Origin of the sequence: Labedella endophytica (assembly GCF_003990045.1) — a bacterium.
Lineage (GTDB): Bacteria > Actinomycetota > Actinomycetes > Actinomycetales > Microbacteriaceae > Labedella > Labedella endophytica.
In genome coordinates this window covers 484,270-499,648 of sequence record NZ_RZGZ01000003.1, presented here as the reverse complement: position 1 = coordinate 499,648, position 15,379 = coordinate 484,270, and the positions used below count along the sequence as shown (strand labels likewise).

At 69.4% G+C, this 15,379-nt stretch carries 9 protein-coding genes and 1 tRNA gene; 3 read left to right on the top strand and 7 right to left on the bottom strand.

Annotated features, from left to right (window positions below; translation table 11 throughout):
- Nucleotides 1-125 precede the first annotated feature (125 nt).
- On the bottom strand, nt 126-1,859 hold the full coding sequence (locus tag ELQ94_RS13300; RefSeq protein WP_243697018.1) for a S1C family serine protease: 1,734 nt from the start codon (nt 1,857-1,859) through the stop codon (nt 126-128).
- Nucleotides 1,860-2,052: 193 nt separating this feature from the next.
- Here ELQ94_RS13300 and ELQ94_RS13295 point away from each other — a divergent pair, with 193 nt between their 5' ends.
- Nucleotides 2,053-3,264: an aminotransferase class I/II-fold pyridoxal phosphate-dependent enzyme gene (locus ELQ94_RS13295; protein WP_127050828.1), complete on the top strand. Its 1,212-nt coding sequence runs from the start codon at nt 2,053-2,055 to the stop codon at nt 3,262-3,264.
- Here the strand turns inward: ELQ94_RS13295 and ELQ94_RS13290 are convergent.
- The 4 genes from ELQ94_RS13290 to ELQ94_RS13275 all read right to left on the bottom strand — a co-directional run bounded on the left by ELQ94_RS13290 (nt 3,261) and on the right by ELQ94_RS13275 (nt 8,766).
- On the bottom strand, nt 3,261-4,253 hold the full coding sequence (locus tag ELQ94_RS13290) for a DNA topoisomerase IB (protein ID WP_166404792.1): 993 nt from the start codon (nt 4,251-4,253) through the stop codon (nt 3,261-3,263). The genes ELQ94_RS13295 and ELQ94_RS13290 overlap by 4 nt on opposite strands.
- Nucleotides 4,254-4,465: 212 nt before the next feature.
- Nucleotides 4,466-4,539 (bottom strand) — tRNA-Met (locus ELQ94_RS13285).
- An 80-nt stretch (nt 4,540-4,619) separates the two neighbouring features.
- Nucleotides 4,620-7,547, bottom strand: coding sequence for a UPF0182 family membrane protein (locus ELQ94_RS13280; RefSeq protein WP_166404790.1), 2,928 nt, complete (start codon nt 7,545-7,547; stop codon nt 4,620-4,622).
- Nucleotides 7,548-7,605: 58 nt separating this feature from the next.
- Nucleotides 7,606-8,766, bottom strand: a complete 1,161-nt coding sequence (locus tag ELQ94_RS13275; protein WP_243697017.1) for a YlbL family protein — start codon at nt 8,764-8,766, stop codon at nt 7,606-7,608.
- 124 nt (nt 8,767-8,890) lie between these two features.
- Here ELQ94_RS13275 and ELQ94_RS13270 point away from each other — a divergent pair, with 124 nt between their 5' ends.
- A complete protein-coding gene (locus tag ELQ94_RS13270) occupies nt 8,891-10,267 on the top strand; it encodes a zinc-dependent metalloprotease (RefSeq protein ID WP_127050826.1) in 1,377 nt (458 codons plus the stop codon).
- A gap of 894 nt (nt 10,268-11,161) precedes the next feature.
- Here ELQ94_RS13270 and ELQ94_RS13265 read toward each other — a convergent pair.
- Together ELQ94_RS13265 and nudC are read right to left on the bottom strand one after the other, a co-directional pair.
- Nucleotides 11,162-12,904: an ATP-dependent helicase gene (locus ELQ94_RS13265; protein WP_127050825.1), complete on the bottom strand. Its 1,743-nt coding sequence runs from the start codon at nt 12,902-12,904 to the stop codon at nt 11,162-11,164.
- A complete protein-coding gene (nudC, locus tag ELQ94_RS13260) occupies nt 12,901-13,692 on the bottom strand; it encodes an NAD(+) diphosphatase (RefSeq protein WP_243697016.1) in 792 nt (263 codons plus the stop codon). The genes ELQ94_RS13265 and nudC overlap by 4 nt, the downstream gene beginning before the upstream one ends.
- Before the next feature lie 211 nt (nt 13,693-13,903).
- Between nudC and ELQ94_RS13255 the strand changes: the two genes are divergently transcribed.
- Complete coding sequence (locus ELQ94_RS13255; protein ID WP_127050823.1) at nt 13,904-15,286, top strand: phosphotransferase; 1,383 nt, start codon at nt 13,904-13,906, stop codon at nt 15,284-15,286.
- The last annotated feature ends 93 nt before the right edge of the window (nt 15,287-15,379 follow it).

Here is a 15,379-nt window from a genome sequence, read left to right as displayed (position 1 = left end):
TCTTCAGACCGCGGGTTTTCCATGTTCTCCACTCGCATTCGGGTGCGCCCGAGCCTATCAGGGGACACCCGTGAGGCCGTCGGACACACGCGACGGCCGCGCGGCCGTCGTGCCGTGCGTGAGTGCTAGGAGAGGACGAGCCGCCCCAGGGTCACGTCGACGGTGTAGCTCTGACCGTCGCGCTGGTACACGACCGAGGCCGTCGCCCCACCCGCGAGCGCACGCACCTGAGCGGTCAAGTCGGTGGCTCCCGTGATGGGCACCCCGTTGAAGGACGTGATGACATCGCCCGAGCGGATGCCGGCCTTCTCGGCCGCACCGTTCGAGGAGACCTCGTTGATGACCGCGCCGGCGACCGTGCTCCCTTCGACCGATGCGGCGTCACCGACCGTTGCGCCGAGCAGACCGTGGGTCGCTTCGCCGTTCTCGATGATCTCCGAGGCGATCCGCTGCGCGATGCTCGAAGGGATCGCGAATCCGACGCCGATGCTCCCGGACTGGTCGCCCGACGAACTCCCGGCGCTCGCGATCGCGACGTTCACGCCGACGAGCTCGCCATCGTCGTTCACGAGCGCTCCACCGGAGTTGCCCGGGTTGATCGCCGCATCGGTCTGGACGACCGGGAGCGAGATCGACGCCGAACCCTGGGCGCCCCCCTGGTCCTCCTGACCCGGGATCTCGAAGCCCCAGGTGTCGCCGCCGTCGCTGCCATCCTGTCCGTCGGTGGTGTCGGGCACCGCAGAGGACGCGACCGTGATGCTGCGGTTGAGTGCACTGATGATGCCGTCGGTGACCGTTCCCGACAGGCCGAGGGGTGCCCCGATGGCCACGACGGTGTCGCCGACGTTGAGCTTCGACGAGTCGGCGACGTCCATGGGCGTCATGTCGCTCGCGCCGTCGAGCTTGATCACCGCGAGGTCGAACACCGGGTCCGTCCCGACGATCGTCGCGGAGTAGATCTTTCCGCTGCTGTCGGTCACCTGGATCTGAGGGTCGGCGACGCTCCCGTCGAGTGTCACGACGTGGTTGTTCGTGAGGATGTAGCCGTCGTCGCTCAGCACGATCCCCGAGCCGGTGCCCGCTCCATCGTTCCCAGTGACGGCGATCGTCACGACACTCGGGGAGGCCTTCGCCGCGACCGCGGTCGTGCGGTTGACGGACGAGGTGTCGTTGATGGTCACGTTCTGCGTGCCGGTCGCGTCGGAGGAGACCGAGGTCGGCGACTGCAGACCGTTCATGAGGGCGAAGGCACCGGCGCCCGAAGCGCCGCCGACGAGGGCTCCGATCGCGAGACCAGCGACGAGCATGGTCGATCCGCGACGCTTCGTCGCCGGTCGCGTCGTGGCGGTCGGCACCGCACCCATGAGGGGGTTGCCGAAGGCGTCCCGCGTGTCCTGCTGGGGGCCGTGGCGGTGAGCGGACGACGCGTCCGGGTGCCACTCCTGGTGGTTCGCCGGACGCCCGTACGGCGTCGTCGGCTGGGTGTGGGCTGCGCCGGCCTGCGAGGCCGTGTGCTGCGGTGTGGAGTTCTGGGACGCGGGATTCTGCGGTACGGAGTTCGGCGCTCCCGGCGCGTGTGCCGCCGCGCTGTGGGCGGCCGGGGGCACGACCGGCATCGGCGAGGCGACGTTCGGGGTCACCGTCGGGGTCGTCGGTCGAGGCGGAGCGTCCGCAGACCAGGGAGATGCGGCGGTGCGGCCCTCGTCGGTGCCGGCGCTCTCCGTCGGCACGGAGCCCGACGCGGAGGTCAACGCGGTCTCCATCGCGTCCGGCCGCTCAGCGGAGGACCCCGAGGGCGTGGTGTCGTCGAGGGACTTGTCGGAATCCGGTTCGTGCGAGCCGGTGGTGTTCTCGGTCATGGTGTTCTCCTTTTTCCAACCGGGGTAAGCATCGCCCCCGAGTCTGGACGTTTGATCGACCTTGTCTGTGAGCCGGCTATCGCTGAGCCGAGTCCTCTCCGCATGCGTCGACGACGCGTCGTCACCCGCGATGCACCCGATTCGCTCGTCGCCACTCCAGCCCACCACACTCCCCTGTCGATAGCCTGGTTCCATGGACATCGATCGGGGACCGTGGCGTCGAGTGGGCGAGGGCGCGGGGCTCCTCCGGCCCGACGGATCGATCGCTGCCACCGTCTTCGCCGAGATGAGTGCTCTCGCCGCTCGGACCGGCTCCATCAACCTCGGCCAGGGCTTTCCCGACGAGGACGGCCCTCTCGAGGTCCTGGATGCCGCGAGGGAGGCCATCGCCGCCGGACGGAACCAGTACCCGCCGGGGCGCGGAACGCCGGAACTCCTCGCAGCCATCGCCCGCCACCAGCGACGCTTCTACGGCCTCGACGTCGATCCCGCGACGCAGATCCTCGTCACGGCTGGTGCGACGGAGGCTCTCGCCGCCTCGATCCTGGCCCTCACGGAACCGGGCGACGAGATCGTCACGTTCGAGCCGTACTACGACGCCTACGCCGGGCTCGTCGCCCTCTCCGGGGCTACCCTCGTCACCGTGCCGCTCCGCTGGCCCGACTTCGCCCCGGATCCCGACGAACTCCGAGCCGCCGTCTCGGACCGCACGCGCATCATCCTCGTGAACGACCCCCACAATCCCACGGGGACGACGTTCGACGCCGCCACCAGAGATCTCATCGTGGAACTCGCCCACCGACATGACGCCGTCATCCTGACCGACGAGGTCTACGAGCACCTCACCTTCAGCGAGCCACACATCCCGCTCAGCACGCTCCCCGGTGCCGGGGAGCGGACGATCACGGTCTCGTCGGCGGGCAAGACCTTCAACACCACCGGCTGGAAGATCGGCTGGCTCGTCGCGCCGGCCGCGCTCGTCTCCGCGATCCTCACGGTCAAGCAGTACCTCACCTATGTGAGCGGCTCGCCCTTCCAGCCGGCCATCGCTCGCGGTCTCGACCTCCCCGACAGCGCCTTCGATCGCATCGCCTCCGACCTCCGTCAGAAGCGCGACGTGCTGACCCGCGGCCTCCAGGTCGCGGGCTTCGACGTGTCGGTACCGGCCGGCTCCTATTTCACGGTCGTCGATGTCGGCCCGCTCGGTTTCGACGACGCAGAGCACTTCTGTGCCGAGCTGCCCGCCCTCGCGGGGGTGGTGGGAGTCCCGGTGACGGCGTTCGCCTCGACGCGCCACCGCTCCTCGTACCGGTCCCTCGTGCGCTTCGCGTTCTGCAAGCGCCTCGAGGTCCTCGAAGAGGCGTCCGCGCGGCTCGCCGCGATCGACCACCGATCCACCCGCTAGCCGATGGCTTCGGCGGCCCCCGGCCGCAGCAGGTCGACGAGCGCCGCCTCTCCCGCGTGTCCTCGAGCCGGCCGCGCCACGCGTCCGTTCTCGTACAGCGTGAGTACACGGGGGTCGATGTAGCTCGATCGCGCGATCGCCGGGGTGTTCCCGAGCGTCGTCGATGCCGCCTTGACGGCCGTGACGATCGCCCGCTTGCGACCCGTCATGGTCTCGTCCGGGCCGCTCACGGCGAGGGACTGCGCGGCGACGCTCGACCCGTGCAGCGTGCGGAAGTCCTTGGCGCTGAAGGACTCCCCCACGAGCCCCCGGATGTAGTCGTTCGCCTCCTCCGCGGTGAGCACACGCCAGCGACGACCGTTCTTCCACGCGAACACGCGCGATCCCTTACCGCGACGCCGACGCAGCGAGCGGAGCACCTCGGCGAGGTCGCCGTCGGTGAGCTCGGAGTGCCACTGCTGAGAGCTCTTCCCCGGGAAGTGCAGCGTCACGAGATCTCCCGAGAGCAGGAGATGCTCGCCGAGCAGGGTCGAGAGGCCGTACGAGCCGTTCTCGTCCGCGTAGCGTGCTCCCCCGATCCGCGGAGCCGCGGTGTCGAGGAGCCGGAACATCGCCGCGAGGACCGTCTCGCGCGAGGTCGGGTCACCCCTGAGGTGCCGGGTCACGGTCGGTCGAACACCGGGCAGGAGGCCGGCGAGGTCGAGGCAGCGTTCGAACTTCGCGACGTCCTGCTTCTCGCGCCACGCCTCGTGGTATATGTACTGACGCCGACCCGCCTCGTCGGTGCCGACCGCCTGGATGTGGCCGTTCGGGTATGGGGAGATCCATACGTCGGCCCAGGCGGGCGGGATGACGAGGTCGACGATCCGGCTGCGGATCTCCGGATCGGTGATGGTCGTCCCCGACTCGTCGAGGTAGCGGAACCCCTTCCCCGACCTCCGCCGGGTCCAGCCCGGACCGGAGGCGACGCTCCTACGCAATCTGACCATGCCTGAACCGTAAGCCGCACACGCTCGCCGGCACCGCCCGCTGCGAAAACACGCAACACCTGCTAGACGAGCACACATGACCGGTGAAGAGAACCCCGGCACGGGAATCCGGCAGGCTCGTTCCTGGACGTCGGAGGGACGTTGACGTTGAACAACGGAGGCTGACGTTAAACAACGGAGGCCCGGAATCAATGATTCCGGGCCTCTCTTTGTTGCGGGGGCAGGATTTGAACCTACGACCTCTGGGTTATGAGCCCAGCGAGCTACCGAACTGCTCCACCCCGCGGCACAAGAGATAAACCTAGCACGGGTTCGAGGGGCTGTCCAATCGGGAGCCGGGGCGACCTCTCGGCCGCCCCGGAACCGTCAGTTCCCGAGCAGTTCGAGCGCTCGTTCGACGGCGGCGGAGAGCCGCTCGTCGGCCTCACCGAAGGCGGCGAAGTCGCCGGCCTCGAGGGCGGCCTGCTTGGCCTCCATCGCGGCCTGCGCCTCGGCGAGGGCCGCGGCGAGGTCTGCGTCGACGTCCGTGGACGGCGTGTCGGTCCCTCCATCGGTTTCGGGAGCTGGATCGGCGGGAGTCTCCTCCTCGCCTCCCCCGTCGCTCTCCGTCGGCACGTCGCCGTCACCGGCGCTCGCTCCGGAGTCGCCACCGAAGAGCGAATCCAGGGCCTGGTCGAGGGTGTCCTCGAACGCGATCTGGTCGCCGAAGCCCACGAGGACCTTCTGGAGCACCGGGTAGCTCGTCTCACCCGTCGATTGGACGTAGACCGGTTGGACGTAGAGCAGTCCCCCACCGACCGGCAGCGTCAACAGGTTTCCGTTGAGGACGTCCGTCTGCCCCTGTCGGAGGATGTTGATGAGCGAGGAGACGGCCTGGTCGGAGTTGAAGTCGTTCTGCATCTGTCCGGGTCCGGGCACCGTGGATTCGTCCGGCATGTTGAGCAACCGGAGAGCACCGTAGCCCTCGCCCTTCACCCCGTCCTCGGAGCCCGCATCCGCGTCGACCGCGAGATACCCCTTGAGCACGTTCGACGCATCCTCGCTCGATGCACCCCGGGGGATGAACGTCGAGTAGAGCGAGAAGGACGGCTCGTCCTGTCCCGGCATCTGCAACGTCAGGTAGTACGGCGGCTGGAGGCTGTTCGAGTCAGCGGATTCCTGCGGGTCCGCCGGGGTCTGCCAGGCGTCGGTCCGCGAGTAGAAGCGGCCGGCGTCGGTCACGTGGTACTGCCCGAGGATCGCTCGCTGCACCTTGAACAGATCCGTCGGATAACGGACGTGGCTCATCAGATCGCCCGACATCTCGGAGATGGGCTTGAGCGTCGACGGGAAGATCTTCTGCCACGTCTGCAGCACCGGATCCGTCTCGTCCCAGGCGTAGAGCGTCACGGTTCCGTCGTATGCGTCGACCGTGGCCTTCACCGAGTTGCGGATGTAGTTGATGTCGTCGATCGCGTACCGCTGCGCCTCGGAATCGGAGTCGGCGATGGAGTTCGACAGGCTCACGGTCCGCGAGTACGGATACGCGTCGGACGTGGTGTATCCGTCGACGATCCAGACGACCTTTCCGTCCACGACGCTCGGGTAGGGGTCGGAGTCGAGCGTCAGATACGGGGCGACCTTCTGGATCCGCTCCACCGGTGAGCGGTCGTAGATGATCTGCGAGTCGCTGTTGACGGCGTCGGACAGGAAGATCTGCTCCGACTGGAACTTGAGCGCGTAGACCAGGCGGTTGAAGACGGTGTCGAGCTTCGGTCCCGCTTCGCCGTCGAACGTGGTGTAGGTCTCGGTCTCGCCGTCGTCACCCGACGGGTAGTCGAGCTCGAGCGGGTCGGACCCCTCGGGGGCTCCCACGATCGAGTACGCCGGGGACTGCTCGCCGAAGTAGATGCGCGGCTCGTACTCTCCGAGCTCGCCGCTCGTGGGGATCCCGGACTCGAAGAACACGGGCTGGCCGTCCGCCGAGCGCTGGTTGCCGTAGGCGGCGACGACGCCATAGCCGTGCGTGTAGACGATGGCGTTGTTGTACCAGGACGAACCGTCGCCGAGACCGGACTGACGGAGCTCGCGCACGGCGATCACCGTGTCCTGGCTCTCGCCGTCGACGTCGTAGCGGTCGACGTCGAGTTCGCTGTTGAAGCCGTAGTAGGTCTTGAAGCGCTCGAGCTGCGTGACCGCCGGGCTCACGATGGCCGGGTCGATGATGCGGATGGATGCCGTGGTCTCGGCGTCGGAGCGCAGTGCGCCCTGCGAGGCCTCGGTCGTCGCGGAGTACGCGACCTCTTCGACATCAGATACGTCGAAGGCGTCTCGCGTGAGGTCGATGTTGCGCTGGATGTACGGCTGCTCGAGCACACGGGCGTTCGGGTCCACCGAGAAGCGCTGGACGACCCACGGGTAGAGCGATCCGACCACGACGCTCGCGACGAGGAGCAGAGCGGTTCCCACGAGGGGGAAGCGCCAGCGGCCGATGAACGCGGTGAGGAAGAACAGCACGGCGACGAGCACGGCGATGCCGGCGAGGATCTGCCGCGCGGGGATCGTCGCGTTGACGTCGGTGTAGTTCGCACCCGTGATGAGGTCACCGGTCTGCGTCAGGGTGACGTACTGGTCGAGCCAGATGCTCACGGCCTGCAGGAGGAGGTAGAGACCCGCGAGGATCGCGAGCTGGATCCGGGAGGACTTCGAGATACGCAGATCACGGCCGTTGACGCGGACCGAGCCGTAGAGATAGGCGACGGCCGCGGTCAGCAATGCCGCGATGAGGACGACAGCGGATGCGAAGGCGACGACGCCGCGGTAGAACGGCAGCTCGAACAGGTAGAACGACAGATCGAGACCGAACTGCGGGTCGGTCGTCCCCGTGGCCGTGCGATTGAGCCACAGGAGGGTCATCTCCCAGCGGCTGGACGCGGAGAGCCCGGCGAAGAGACCGAGGACCGCGGGAATCGCCCACATCGCGAGGCGACGGAGCGGTTCGACGAGTTCCTGGTACCGGTCGAGCTGCGAGTTGAGCTTGGCGTACACCGGCCGGAGACGGTAGGCCAGGTTGAGCGCGAGCCACACCGGCAGGGCCATCGCGACGAATCCGATGGCGAACATCACCGCCATCGCGGCCCATTGGGTCGTGAGCACCGACGAATATCCCAGCTGGTCGAACCAGAGGAAGTCGGTGTAGAGACCCGTGAAGAGGAAGAACGCGACCACGAGCGCTCCGACCACGGCGAGCGTGATCGCGAGCGGGAGGCGTCTCCTGCTGGGTGACTCTGGGCGGGCGGTGGATGCAGAGGTCATTGCTGTGGCCTTCGTCGGTCGGGGAGGTGACCCCAATCCTACGTGCGCTGGCTGAGGATCAGCCCGCGACGACCTCGTCGCACGTGGTCAGCGCGGATGTGTCACCACCCTCCCCCGTGGTCTCGAGCACCTGGAGCGCGTCGTCGAGCGTCGCGACGGCGTACACGTCGAGCCCGTCCGGCACATGCCCCACGACGTCGTCGCAGTTCGAGGCGGGGGCGAGGAAGAGCTCGGCGCCGGCGTCCTTCGCGCCGTACAGCTTCTGCCGGATACCGCCGATCGGTCCGACGGCCCCCGCGTCGTCGATCGTGCCCGTTCCGGCGATGTTCCGGCCGTCGCCCAGCGATCCTTCCGTGAGCTTGTCCGAGATGCCGAGAGCGAACATCATCCCGGCGCTCGGTCCCCCGACGTTCTCGATCTGGATGGTGACGTCGAACGGGAAGTCGTACGTGCTCGCGGCGATCACCCCCACGGCCACCCCCGAGCTTCCGTCGTCGAGGGTCTGCTCCGCCGGGGTGACCTCGACGGAGCGCTCCTGGCCGTCGCGGAGGATGTCGAAGGTGACCGGCCGGGATGCGCCGTTGTCGGCGATGATGCGGCGCAGCGTGGCCACGTCCGTCACCGCCTCGCCGTTCGCCCGCTCGATCACGTCGCCGATCTCGAGCACACCGTCGGCGGGTGCACCCTCCGGGATGTCGCCGATCGCGACCTTCTGGCCGATGTCGTAGCCGAGCGACCGCAGCGCGGCGGCGACCGCCGTCTGCTGCGAATCGGTCATGAGGGTCTGGTTCTCCTCGTCGCGCTGCTCGCTCGTGACGCCGGGCGGGTAGACAGACTCGATCGGGAGGACGGCCTTGCTCGCATCGAACCACGCGCTCGCCACCTCGAACCAGGTCGGGCGCTGATCGGGAGTGCCCACGACGCTCACCGTGAGCATGTCGAGCGATCCGTCGGTCTCGTAGGTCTCGGCGCCGTCGATCTCGATCATCGGCACCTCCTCGCCGTCCTCTCCGACGGGCACCGTGCCCAACGTGTCGAAGACGGGCCCCGGCTGTTGCACCACGTAGGGGCTCGGCGCGAGCGCGAGCACACCGAGGAGCAGGAAGGCGACGGCGAGAGCCATCCACCCGGCCGTATGGCGTCGACCGCGATGACGACCGACCGGCTGCGGGGCGGGATCCTCGGCATACACGACGGGATCGTCGGCGAAGAGTGACACGACTGGGGTCCTTTCCGCGGTGTTCGCGACGGGCGGACGACCCCTGGCCCGCGCCGCGACATTCCGTCAGGTTCAGCGACTAGCGTAGATGGCCCGACACGGTGCTCGCTGGAAGGTGGCCGAGATGGCTGAAGACGACGACAAGTCCCCGGAGGACCAGCTGCGCGACATGCTGCGCGATCTGATGTCCGGGCAGGGTGGGGTGGACGCGTCGAGCCTCGCGGGTGCCGCCGGTCTGCCCTCCGATCCGACCGCGCTCGCGGCGATGATGGCCCAGTTCCAGGCCGCGATGCGCAACCAGGAGGACGGCATCGACTGGAAGGTCTCGACGGACCAGGCGACGTCGATCGCCACGGCCGGCACGATCGTGACCGCCGCGGCCGATCGGGCCTCCCTCGAGCAGGCGTTCCACGTGGCCTCCCTCTGGCTCGCCGACGCGACGAGCATCACGGAACTCACGGCGGAACCGCGACTCATGTCTCGAGCGGAGTGGGTGCGGGCGAGCATGCCCGTCTGGACGCAACTCGCGGAGCCCGTAGCGACGAGCATCGCAGACGCACTCACACGGGTGCTCGAGGAACAGGCGCCCGAGGAGATGCAGGGGATGATCGCGGGTGCGAGCAAGCTCATCCGCGGCCTCGGTGGAACCATGTTCGCCATGCAGCTCGGTCAGGTCGTCGGTCAGCTCTCGACGGAGGTGGTGTCGGGCGGTGACGTCGGTATCCCCCTGCTCGACGACAACGTCGCTGCCGTACTCCCCCAGAACGTCCGCGCCTTCGGCGAGGGCCTCGAACTCGCCGACGACCAGGTGCAGTTGTACCTCGCGGTCCGGGAGCTGGCCCACGCTCGCCTCTTCCGTCACGCGCGCTGGCTGCGCCTGCATCTGATCTCCTCGATCACCGAGTTCGCCCGGGGCATCAGCGTCGACACGGATCGCCTCGAGGCGCTCGCGGAGACGTTCGACCCGTCGAACCCCGAGGAGCTCCGTTCGGCCCTCGTGGACGGCTCTCTCATCCCGCCGAAGAGCGAGGCACAGCTCGCGACCCTCCGGCGTCTCGAGACCACCCTCGCCCTCGTCGAGGGCTGGGTGGACGTCGTCACGAACGCCGCGACCGTCCGACTCCCGAACGCCGATGCCGTCGCCGAAACGGTCCGCCGTCGCCGAGCGACGGGCGGACCCGCCGAGTCGGCGTTCGCGACCCTCGTCGGCCTCGAACTGCGTCCCCGCCGCCTCCGCGAGGCGGCCGCGATGTGGCTCGCGGTCACGGAGGCCGTCGGTCCCGAGCTGCGCGACTCCCTGTGGTCGCACCCCGACCTCATGCCCACGGGCGAGGACGTCGACGACCCGACCCGCTTGATCGCGGCGCTCGAGGCGCGTTCACGCGGCGAGGAGCCGGTCCGCGACGAGATGGACGACGCCCTCGACGAGTTGCTGCGCGAGGCCGATGACGACTCCGCGGGCGAGGACACCCCTCGGCAGGATCCGCCGCCTCACGTCTGATCGCACGCTCCGGCCTCGCTCCCGTGCGAGGTCGGAGCGCCGGGACCGGGCTGTGGCGCCGGATCGGTCTGTGGCGCGGGATCGGGCTGTGGCGCGGGATCGGGCTGTAGCGCCGGGACCGGGCTGTAGCACCGGGACCGGGCTGTGGAGAGCGCGCGCCCCGGCGTCGGAGCCTCGGGCACCATGTGCGGATGATCCTCCGCATCGATCCCTCCCGAAGCCTCGTCTGGCGCTCACCGACCACACTCCAGATCGGGCTCGGGGCGGCCGCCGTCGTCCTGGACGAGGTCACCGAACTCGAGGAGAGACTCGTCTCCGCGCTCTTGGCCGGGACGACGGGACCGGCACTCGCCGTCGTCGCCTCTGTCTCCGGCGGGACTTCGGAGGACGCGGCCTCACTCGTGCGGCGGCTCACACCCGCCTTCGTCCCCGTGCCACTTCCGCGTGCCTCCCGGTCCATTCGACTGGCGATCGATGGCCGCGGGGCGACGGCGGAGAAGATCGCCGAGTTCGCCGCGGCCGAGGGCATCACGGTGGTCCGGGAGCCCGACATGGCCGATCTCGCCGTCGTCGTCGGGCAGTACACGATCGCTCCGACGCGGTACACGGCCTGGCTCGGACGGGACATCGACCATCTGGCGGTCGTGCACGGCGACACCTCGACGGTCGTCGGTCCGTTCGTCCAGCCCGGTCGCGGCCCGTGCCTCTTCTGTCGCGACCGATCGCGGACGGACGACGATCCCGCGTGGCCCGCCATCGCGAGCCAGCTCGACGGCCGGCCCTCGCCGAGGGAGTCGGGAGCCCTCGTGTCGGAGATCGCCGCGGTCGTCGTCCGCCTCGTCGCCGGTCACGTCCCCGGGGTGCGCCACCCGCTCGTCGATCGGTCGCTCGAGATCAGCGCCGACCCGTTGCCCGTCGTGCACCGCTACCGCGTTCATCCGGAGTGCGGATGCCGATCTCCGCGAGGAAACGGGACGGTTCCCGCGGCATCGTCGAGCGCGCACCGTACGCCGACCACGACACGCGAAGCCGGCGACGTGCCCGCGTGACACCGACGTAGAGGAGTCGTCGCTCCTCGTCGATCGCCTCGAACGTCTTGGCGTAGCTGATCGGGACGAGTCCCTCCGTCAACCCGATGAGGAACACCGTGTCCCACTCGAGTCCCTTGGACGCGTGCAACGTCGCGAGGGTCACCGCGTCCAGGGTCGGTTCGTGCTGAGCCGACTGTCGTTCGAGGAGCTCGTCCGTGAACTGACGGAGCGTGGTGTCCGGCGGCGACTCGTCGAGCAGTCCCATGATCGCGTTGAGCGACTCCCACCGGTCGCGCACGGCCCCCCGCTGCTCCGGCGGGACGTGGGTCCACCCGAGGGAGCGCAGGACGTCGCTCACCGATTTGAAGAGAGGTTCGCCCGTCACCGCGACGGAGGCGCCCCGGAGAGCGAGAACGGCCTGCTTGACCTCGGGCAGATCGAAGAACCGGGTCGCTCCCCTGACGTGCGATCCGATACCCCGATCGGCGAGGGCCCTCTCGATCGCGGCGGCCTGCACGTTGACGCGATAGAGCACGGCGATGTCCGACGCCGGGGTGCCCGAGCGGATGAGGGCGGCGATGGCATCGGCGGTCGCCGACGCCTCCGAGGCGTCGTCCCGGTGCGTCGCGAGCACGGGGAGTCCCGCGTCGAACTCGCCGGGGAGGTCCTCGGCGGACTCGGGCGCGGGGGTGAGGCTGAGCGCTCCCGGCCGCCCCCGCATCAGGCGGTTGGCCGTGTCGACGACGGAGCGCGAAGACCGGTAGTTGTGTTCGAGGCGCACGACGAGCGCTCCGTCGTGTGCGCGCTCGAAGTCGAGGAGGTGGGACGACGAGGCTCCCGCGAACGAGTAGATGGTCTGGCTCGCATCGCCGACGACGCAGACGTCGCGACGATCGCCGACCCAGAGCTCGAGGAGGCGCTGCTGCGCCGGCGAGACGTCCTGGTACTCGTCGACGACGAAGAATCGGTATTGCTCTCGCACCTGGAGCGCCATCCGGGGCTCCTGCTCCAGCATGCCGGCGCAGGCGAGTAGGACGTCCTCGAAGTCGAACTGCCGCCTCTCGTCCTTGAGCGCCTCGTAGGCGCGCTGCAGATCGACGACCATCTCGCCGGTGAGCGATCCCGGAGTCGGCCGCCCCGCGACGGCGTACTCGTCGATGCTTCGCCCCGTGACCTTGCGCCACTCGACCTCCGACGCGATGTCACGGAGGGTCGCCGTGTCGACCTTGATCCGGGCGCGATCCGCCGCGTGCGCGAGCAGGGTCGCCTTGCTCGGGACGATCTGCGGGAGGGTGCCCCCGACGATCTGGGGCCAGAAGTAGCCGAGTTGGCTGAGTGCCGCCGCGTGGAACGTGCGCGCGGAGACGCCACCGGCCCCGAGCGCCCGGAGCCGGGAGCGCAGCTCCGCGGCCGCGCGCGCCGTGAACGTGAGCGCGAGGACCCTGTTCGGGGCGTAGGTCCCGGTCGCGACGCCGTGCGCGATCCGATGCGTGATCGCCCGGGTCTTCCCTGTTCCCGCGCCGGCGAGGATGCAGACCGGTCCGCGGAGCGCCTCGGCCGCGGTGCGCTGCTGCTCGTCGAGCCCGTCGAGGAGGTCCGGCGTCACGATCGCTCGTCGCCCCGCAGCCAGTCGTCGATGATCGCCCGGGCGATCGAGGTCGGGCCCGGCAGGGTCACCTCGGAGTCGGTCGCGAGGAGCTCCTCCCTCGAGAACCAGCGCACGTCGTCGAGCTCCTCCTCGTCGCGCGCGATGGCCTCCGGGTCCTGCCCGGGGGCGAGCTCCGCGTGGTAGCCGAACATGAGCGAACGCGGGAACGGCCATGGCTGAGAGCCGAGGTAGATCGGAGTGGCCAGCCGCATACCCGACTCCTCTTCGACCTCGCGCAGGACCGCGGCTTCGAGGGACTCGCCCGCCTCGACGAAACCGGCGAGGAGGGAGTAGCGTCCCGCCGGCCACAGCGCGCTCGAGCCGAGGAGGATCCGTTCCTCGTGCACGATCCGCACGATCACGGCCGGGTCCGTCCGCGGGAAGTGATCGACGCCGCATCGGGGGCACGCGCGCATCCAGCCGGCGTTGCGCACCTCGGTCTCCGCACCGCAGTTCGCGCAGAAGCGAGAGGTGCGGTGCCAGGCGGCGATGGCGAGGGCCTCGGACGCGATCCCGGCGTCGCGATCCGACATCCGGTGTGCCGCGTCCCGCGGGTTCCGCCACTCGAGACCCTGCTCGGGTTCGTCGTCCCCCGCGTCCGCCTGTGCGACGAGCAGAAGGGGCGTCCCCACGGCGAGATCCGCGTCCGCGGACACCGTCCGGCCGAGGTAGACCACGTCGTCGGCATCGAACCGGTCGTCGGGAGAGATGCGCTCGAGCACGAGCGCGTCCTCCCGAACGGGCATGCGTCCGCCTCCGAGCCGGATCAGTCGCGAGCGTGGATCGGCGAGGGCCCCGGCGGTGAAGCCGGGCGTCGATCGCGAGAGCTGGTCCCGATCGAGATCGGATCTCGAGAGCGGGAAGTCGCCCAGAGGGCGAACGGGCGGAATCATCGAACCCCAATCGGACAGGCGTGGCGCGGGGGCCTGGCGGGGGCAGGCGACCTACCCTAGGAGCATGGCCAGATCCCACCTCACTCTAGCCGCGCTCGCGACCTCGGCCGTCCCCGGTCTCACCGTCGTGGGAAGCGGCCCGCTCGGTCTCGGCGCGACGGGTGACTTCGATTCTGCGCTCCTCCGGACGGCCGCGGGCGACGAGGTCGTCGTACGCGTCCCCACGTCCCAGCGGGCGGAGACCGAACAGGCCAGGGAACTCATCGCCCTCGCTGCGTTGACGGACGGCATTCGGAGTCGGCTCCCCTTCACCGTGCCTCTCGTGCTCGGCCAGACTCCCGCCGGTGACACCCGGGCCGTCGTCTCGTCGTACCTCGCCGGTTTCCAGGTGAGCGCGGACTCGCTTCCGGCCGGCGATGGTGTCGCCACGTCGATCGGCGGATCCATCGCGGCCCTCCATTCACTCCCGGGTTCCTTCGTCGGCGACGTCGGCCTCTCCGCCCAGTCGGCGGAGGAGAGCCGCGCGGAGGCCTCGAGCGTCGTCGACCGAGCGATGGCCACCCGGCTCCTGCCTGCGGCCGTCGGCACACGCTGGACGGACGCGATCGGGGACGATGCCCTCTGGCAGTTCAACCCGACCGTCGTCAACGGGACGGTGTCCGCGGAGTCGTTCGTCATCGCCGACCACGAGGTCGGCCAGATCGTCGTGGGCATGATCGGGTGGAGCGGCTTGCGTCTGTCCGATCCCGCGCACGACCTCCACTGGCTCTCCGGCGCCGGGGAGGCCGCCGACAGTGTGTTCGCGGCCTACACGGCCGCCTCGAGCCGGGCGCCCGACTCCCGCATCCGCGTGCGGGCCATGCTGTACGCCGAGCTCGAACTCGCCCGCTGGCTGCTGCACGGGAAGGACGTTCACGATCAGTCGATCGTCGAGGACGCCGTCTCGCTTCTGGACGGCCTCGTGGAGCACGTCCTCGGAGACGTCATGCACCCCCTCTCGCAGCAGACGGGGCCGGTCCTGTCCGTCGACGACGTGGAGACACTCCTCGAGAGGACGCCGCGCGCGGGCCTCGCGTCGAGGCGGGACGGGGCGTCCTCGGGGACGGGAATGGAGACCGACTCCTACGATCGCTCGGAACTCGAGAACGTCGTCGAGGGGCGAGGCCACGGCGACGACGAATCGTTCGGGCACGACGAAACGGCTACCGGCCCGATCGACATCCCGAGCGACCACCCTCGCTCCGGCGACGACGTCGACGGTACGACCCCGGAACAGGGCGACGGCTCGAACCGACCGTCACTCTCGGACGACGAGCGCGCTCGCCGCACGCGCGCGAGTTCCCGGGAGACGGTCGAGTTCGACCCAGTGGCCTGGGCGGTCGACCGCATCCGCGCCGCCGATGAGGACACCAGCAGTCAGACGGACACGTCAGGACCGCCCCGGTAGTCGGAGAATCAGGCACGCCGGACAGGCCGGATAACGAGGCGCAGCTCGTCGGCGAACCACTCAGGCTGCTCCGGACGGTCAAGACACTCGGAT

What these genes read in the sequence shown, in the direction of transcription:
- nudC (WP_243697016.1), bottom strand. Translation starts at nt 13,692, where the DNA reads ATGCCCGTTCGGGAGGACGCGCTCGTGCTCGAGCGCATCTCTCCCGAC.
- ELQ94_RS13295 (WP_127050828.1), top strand. Translation starts at nt 2,053, where the DNA reads ATGGACATCGATCGGGGACCGTGGCGTCGAGTGGGCGAGGGCGCGGGG.
- ELQ94_RS13300 (WP_243697018.1), bottom strand. Translation starts at nt 1,859, where the DNA reads ATGACCGAGAACACCACCGGCTCGCACGAACCGGATTCCGACAAGTCC.
- ELQ94_RS13255 (WP_127050823.1), top strand. Translation starts at nt 13,904, where the DNA reads ATGGCCAGATCCCACCTCACTCTAGCCGCGCTCGCGACCTCGGCCGTC.
- ELQ94_RS13270 (WP_127050826.1), top strand. Translation starts at nt 8,891, where the DNA reads ATGGCTGAAGACGACGACAAGTCCCCGGAGGACCAGCTGCGCGACATG.
- ELQ94_RS13280 (WP_166404790.1), bottom strand. Translation starts at nt 7,547, where the DNA reads ATGACCTCTGCATCCACCGCCCGCCCAGAGTCACCCAGCAGGAGACGC.
- ELQ94_RS13290 (WP_166404792.1), bottom strand. Translation starts at nt 4,253, where the DNA reads ATGGTCAGATTGCGTAGGAGCGTCGCCTCCGGTCCGGGCTGGACCCGG.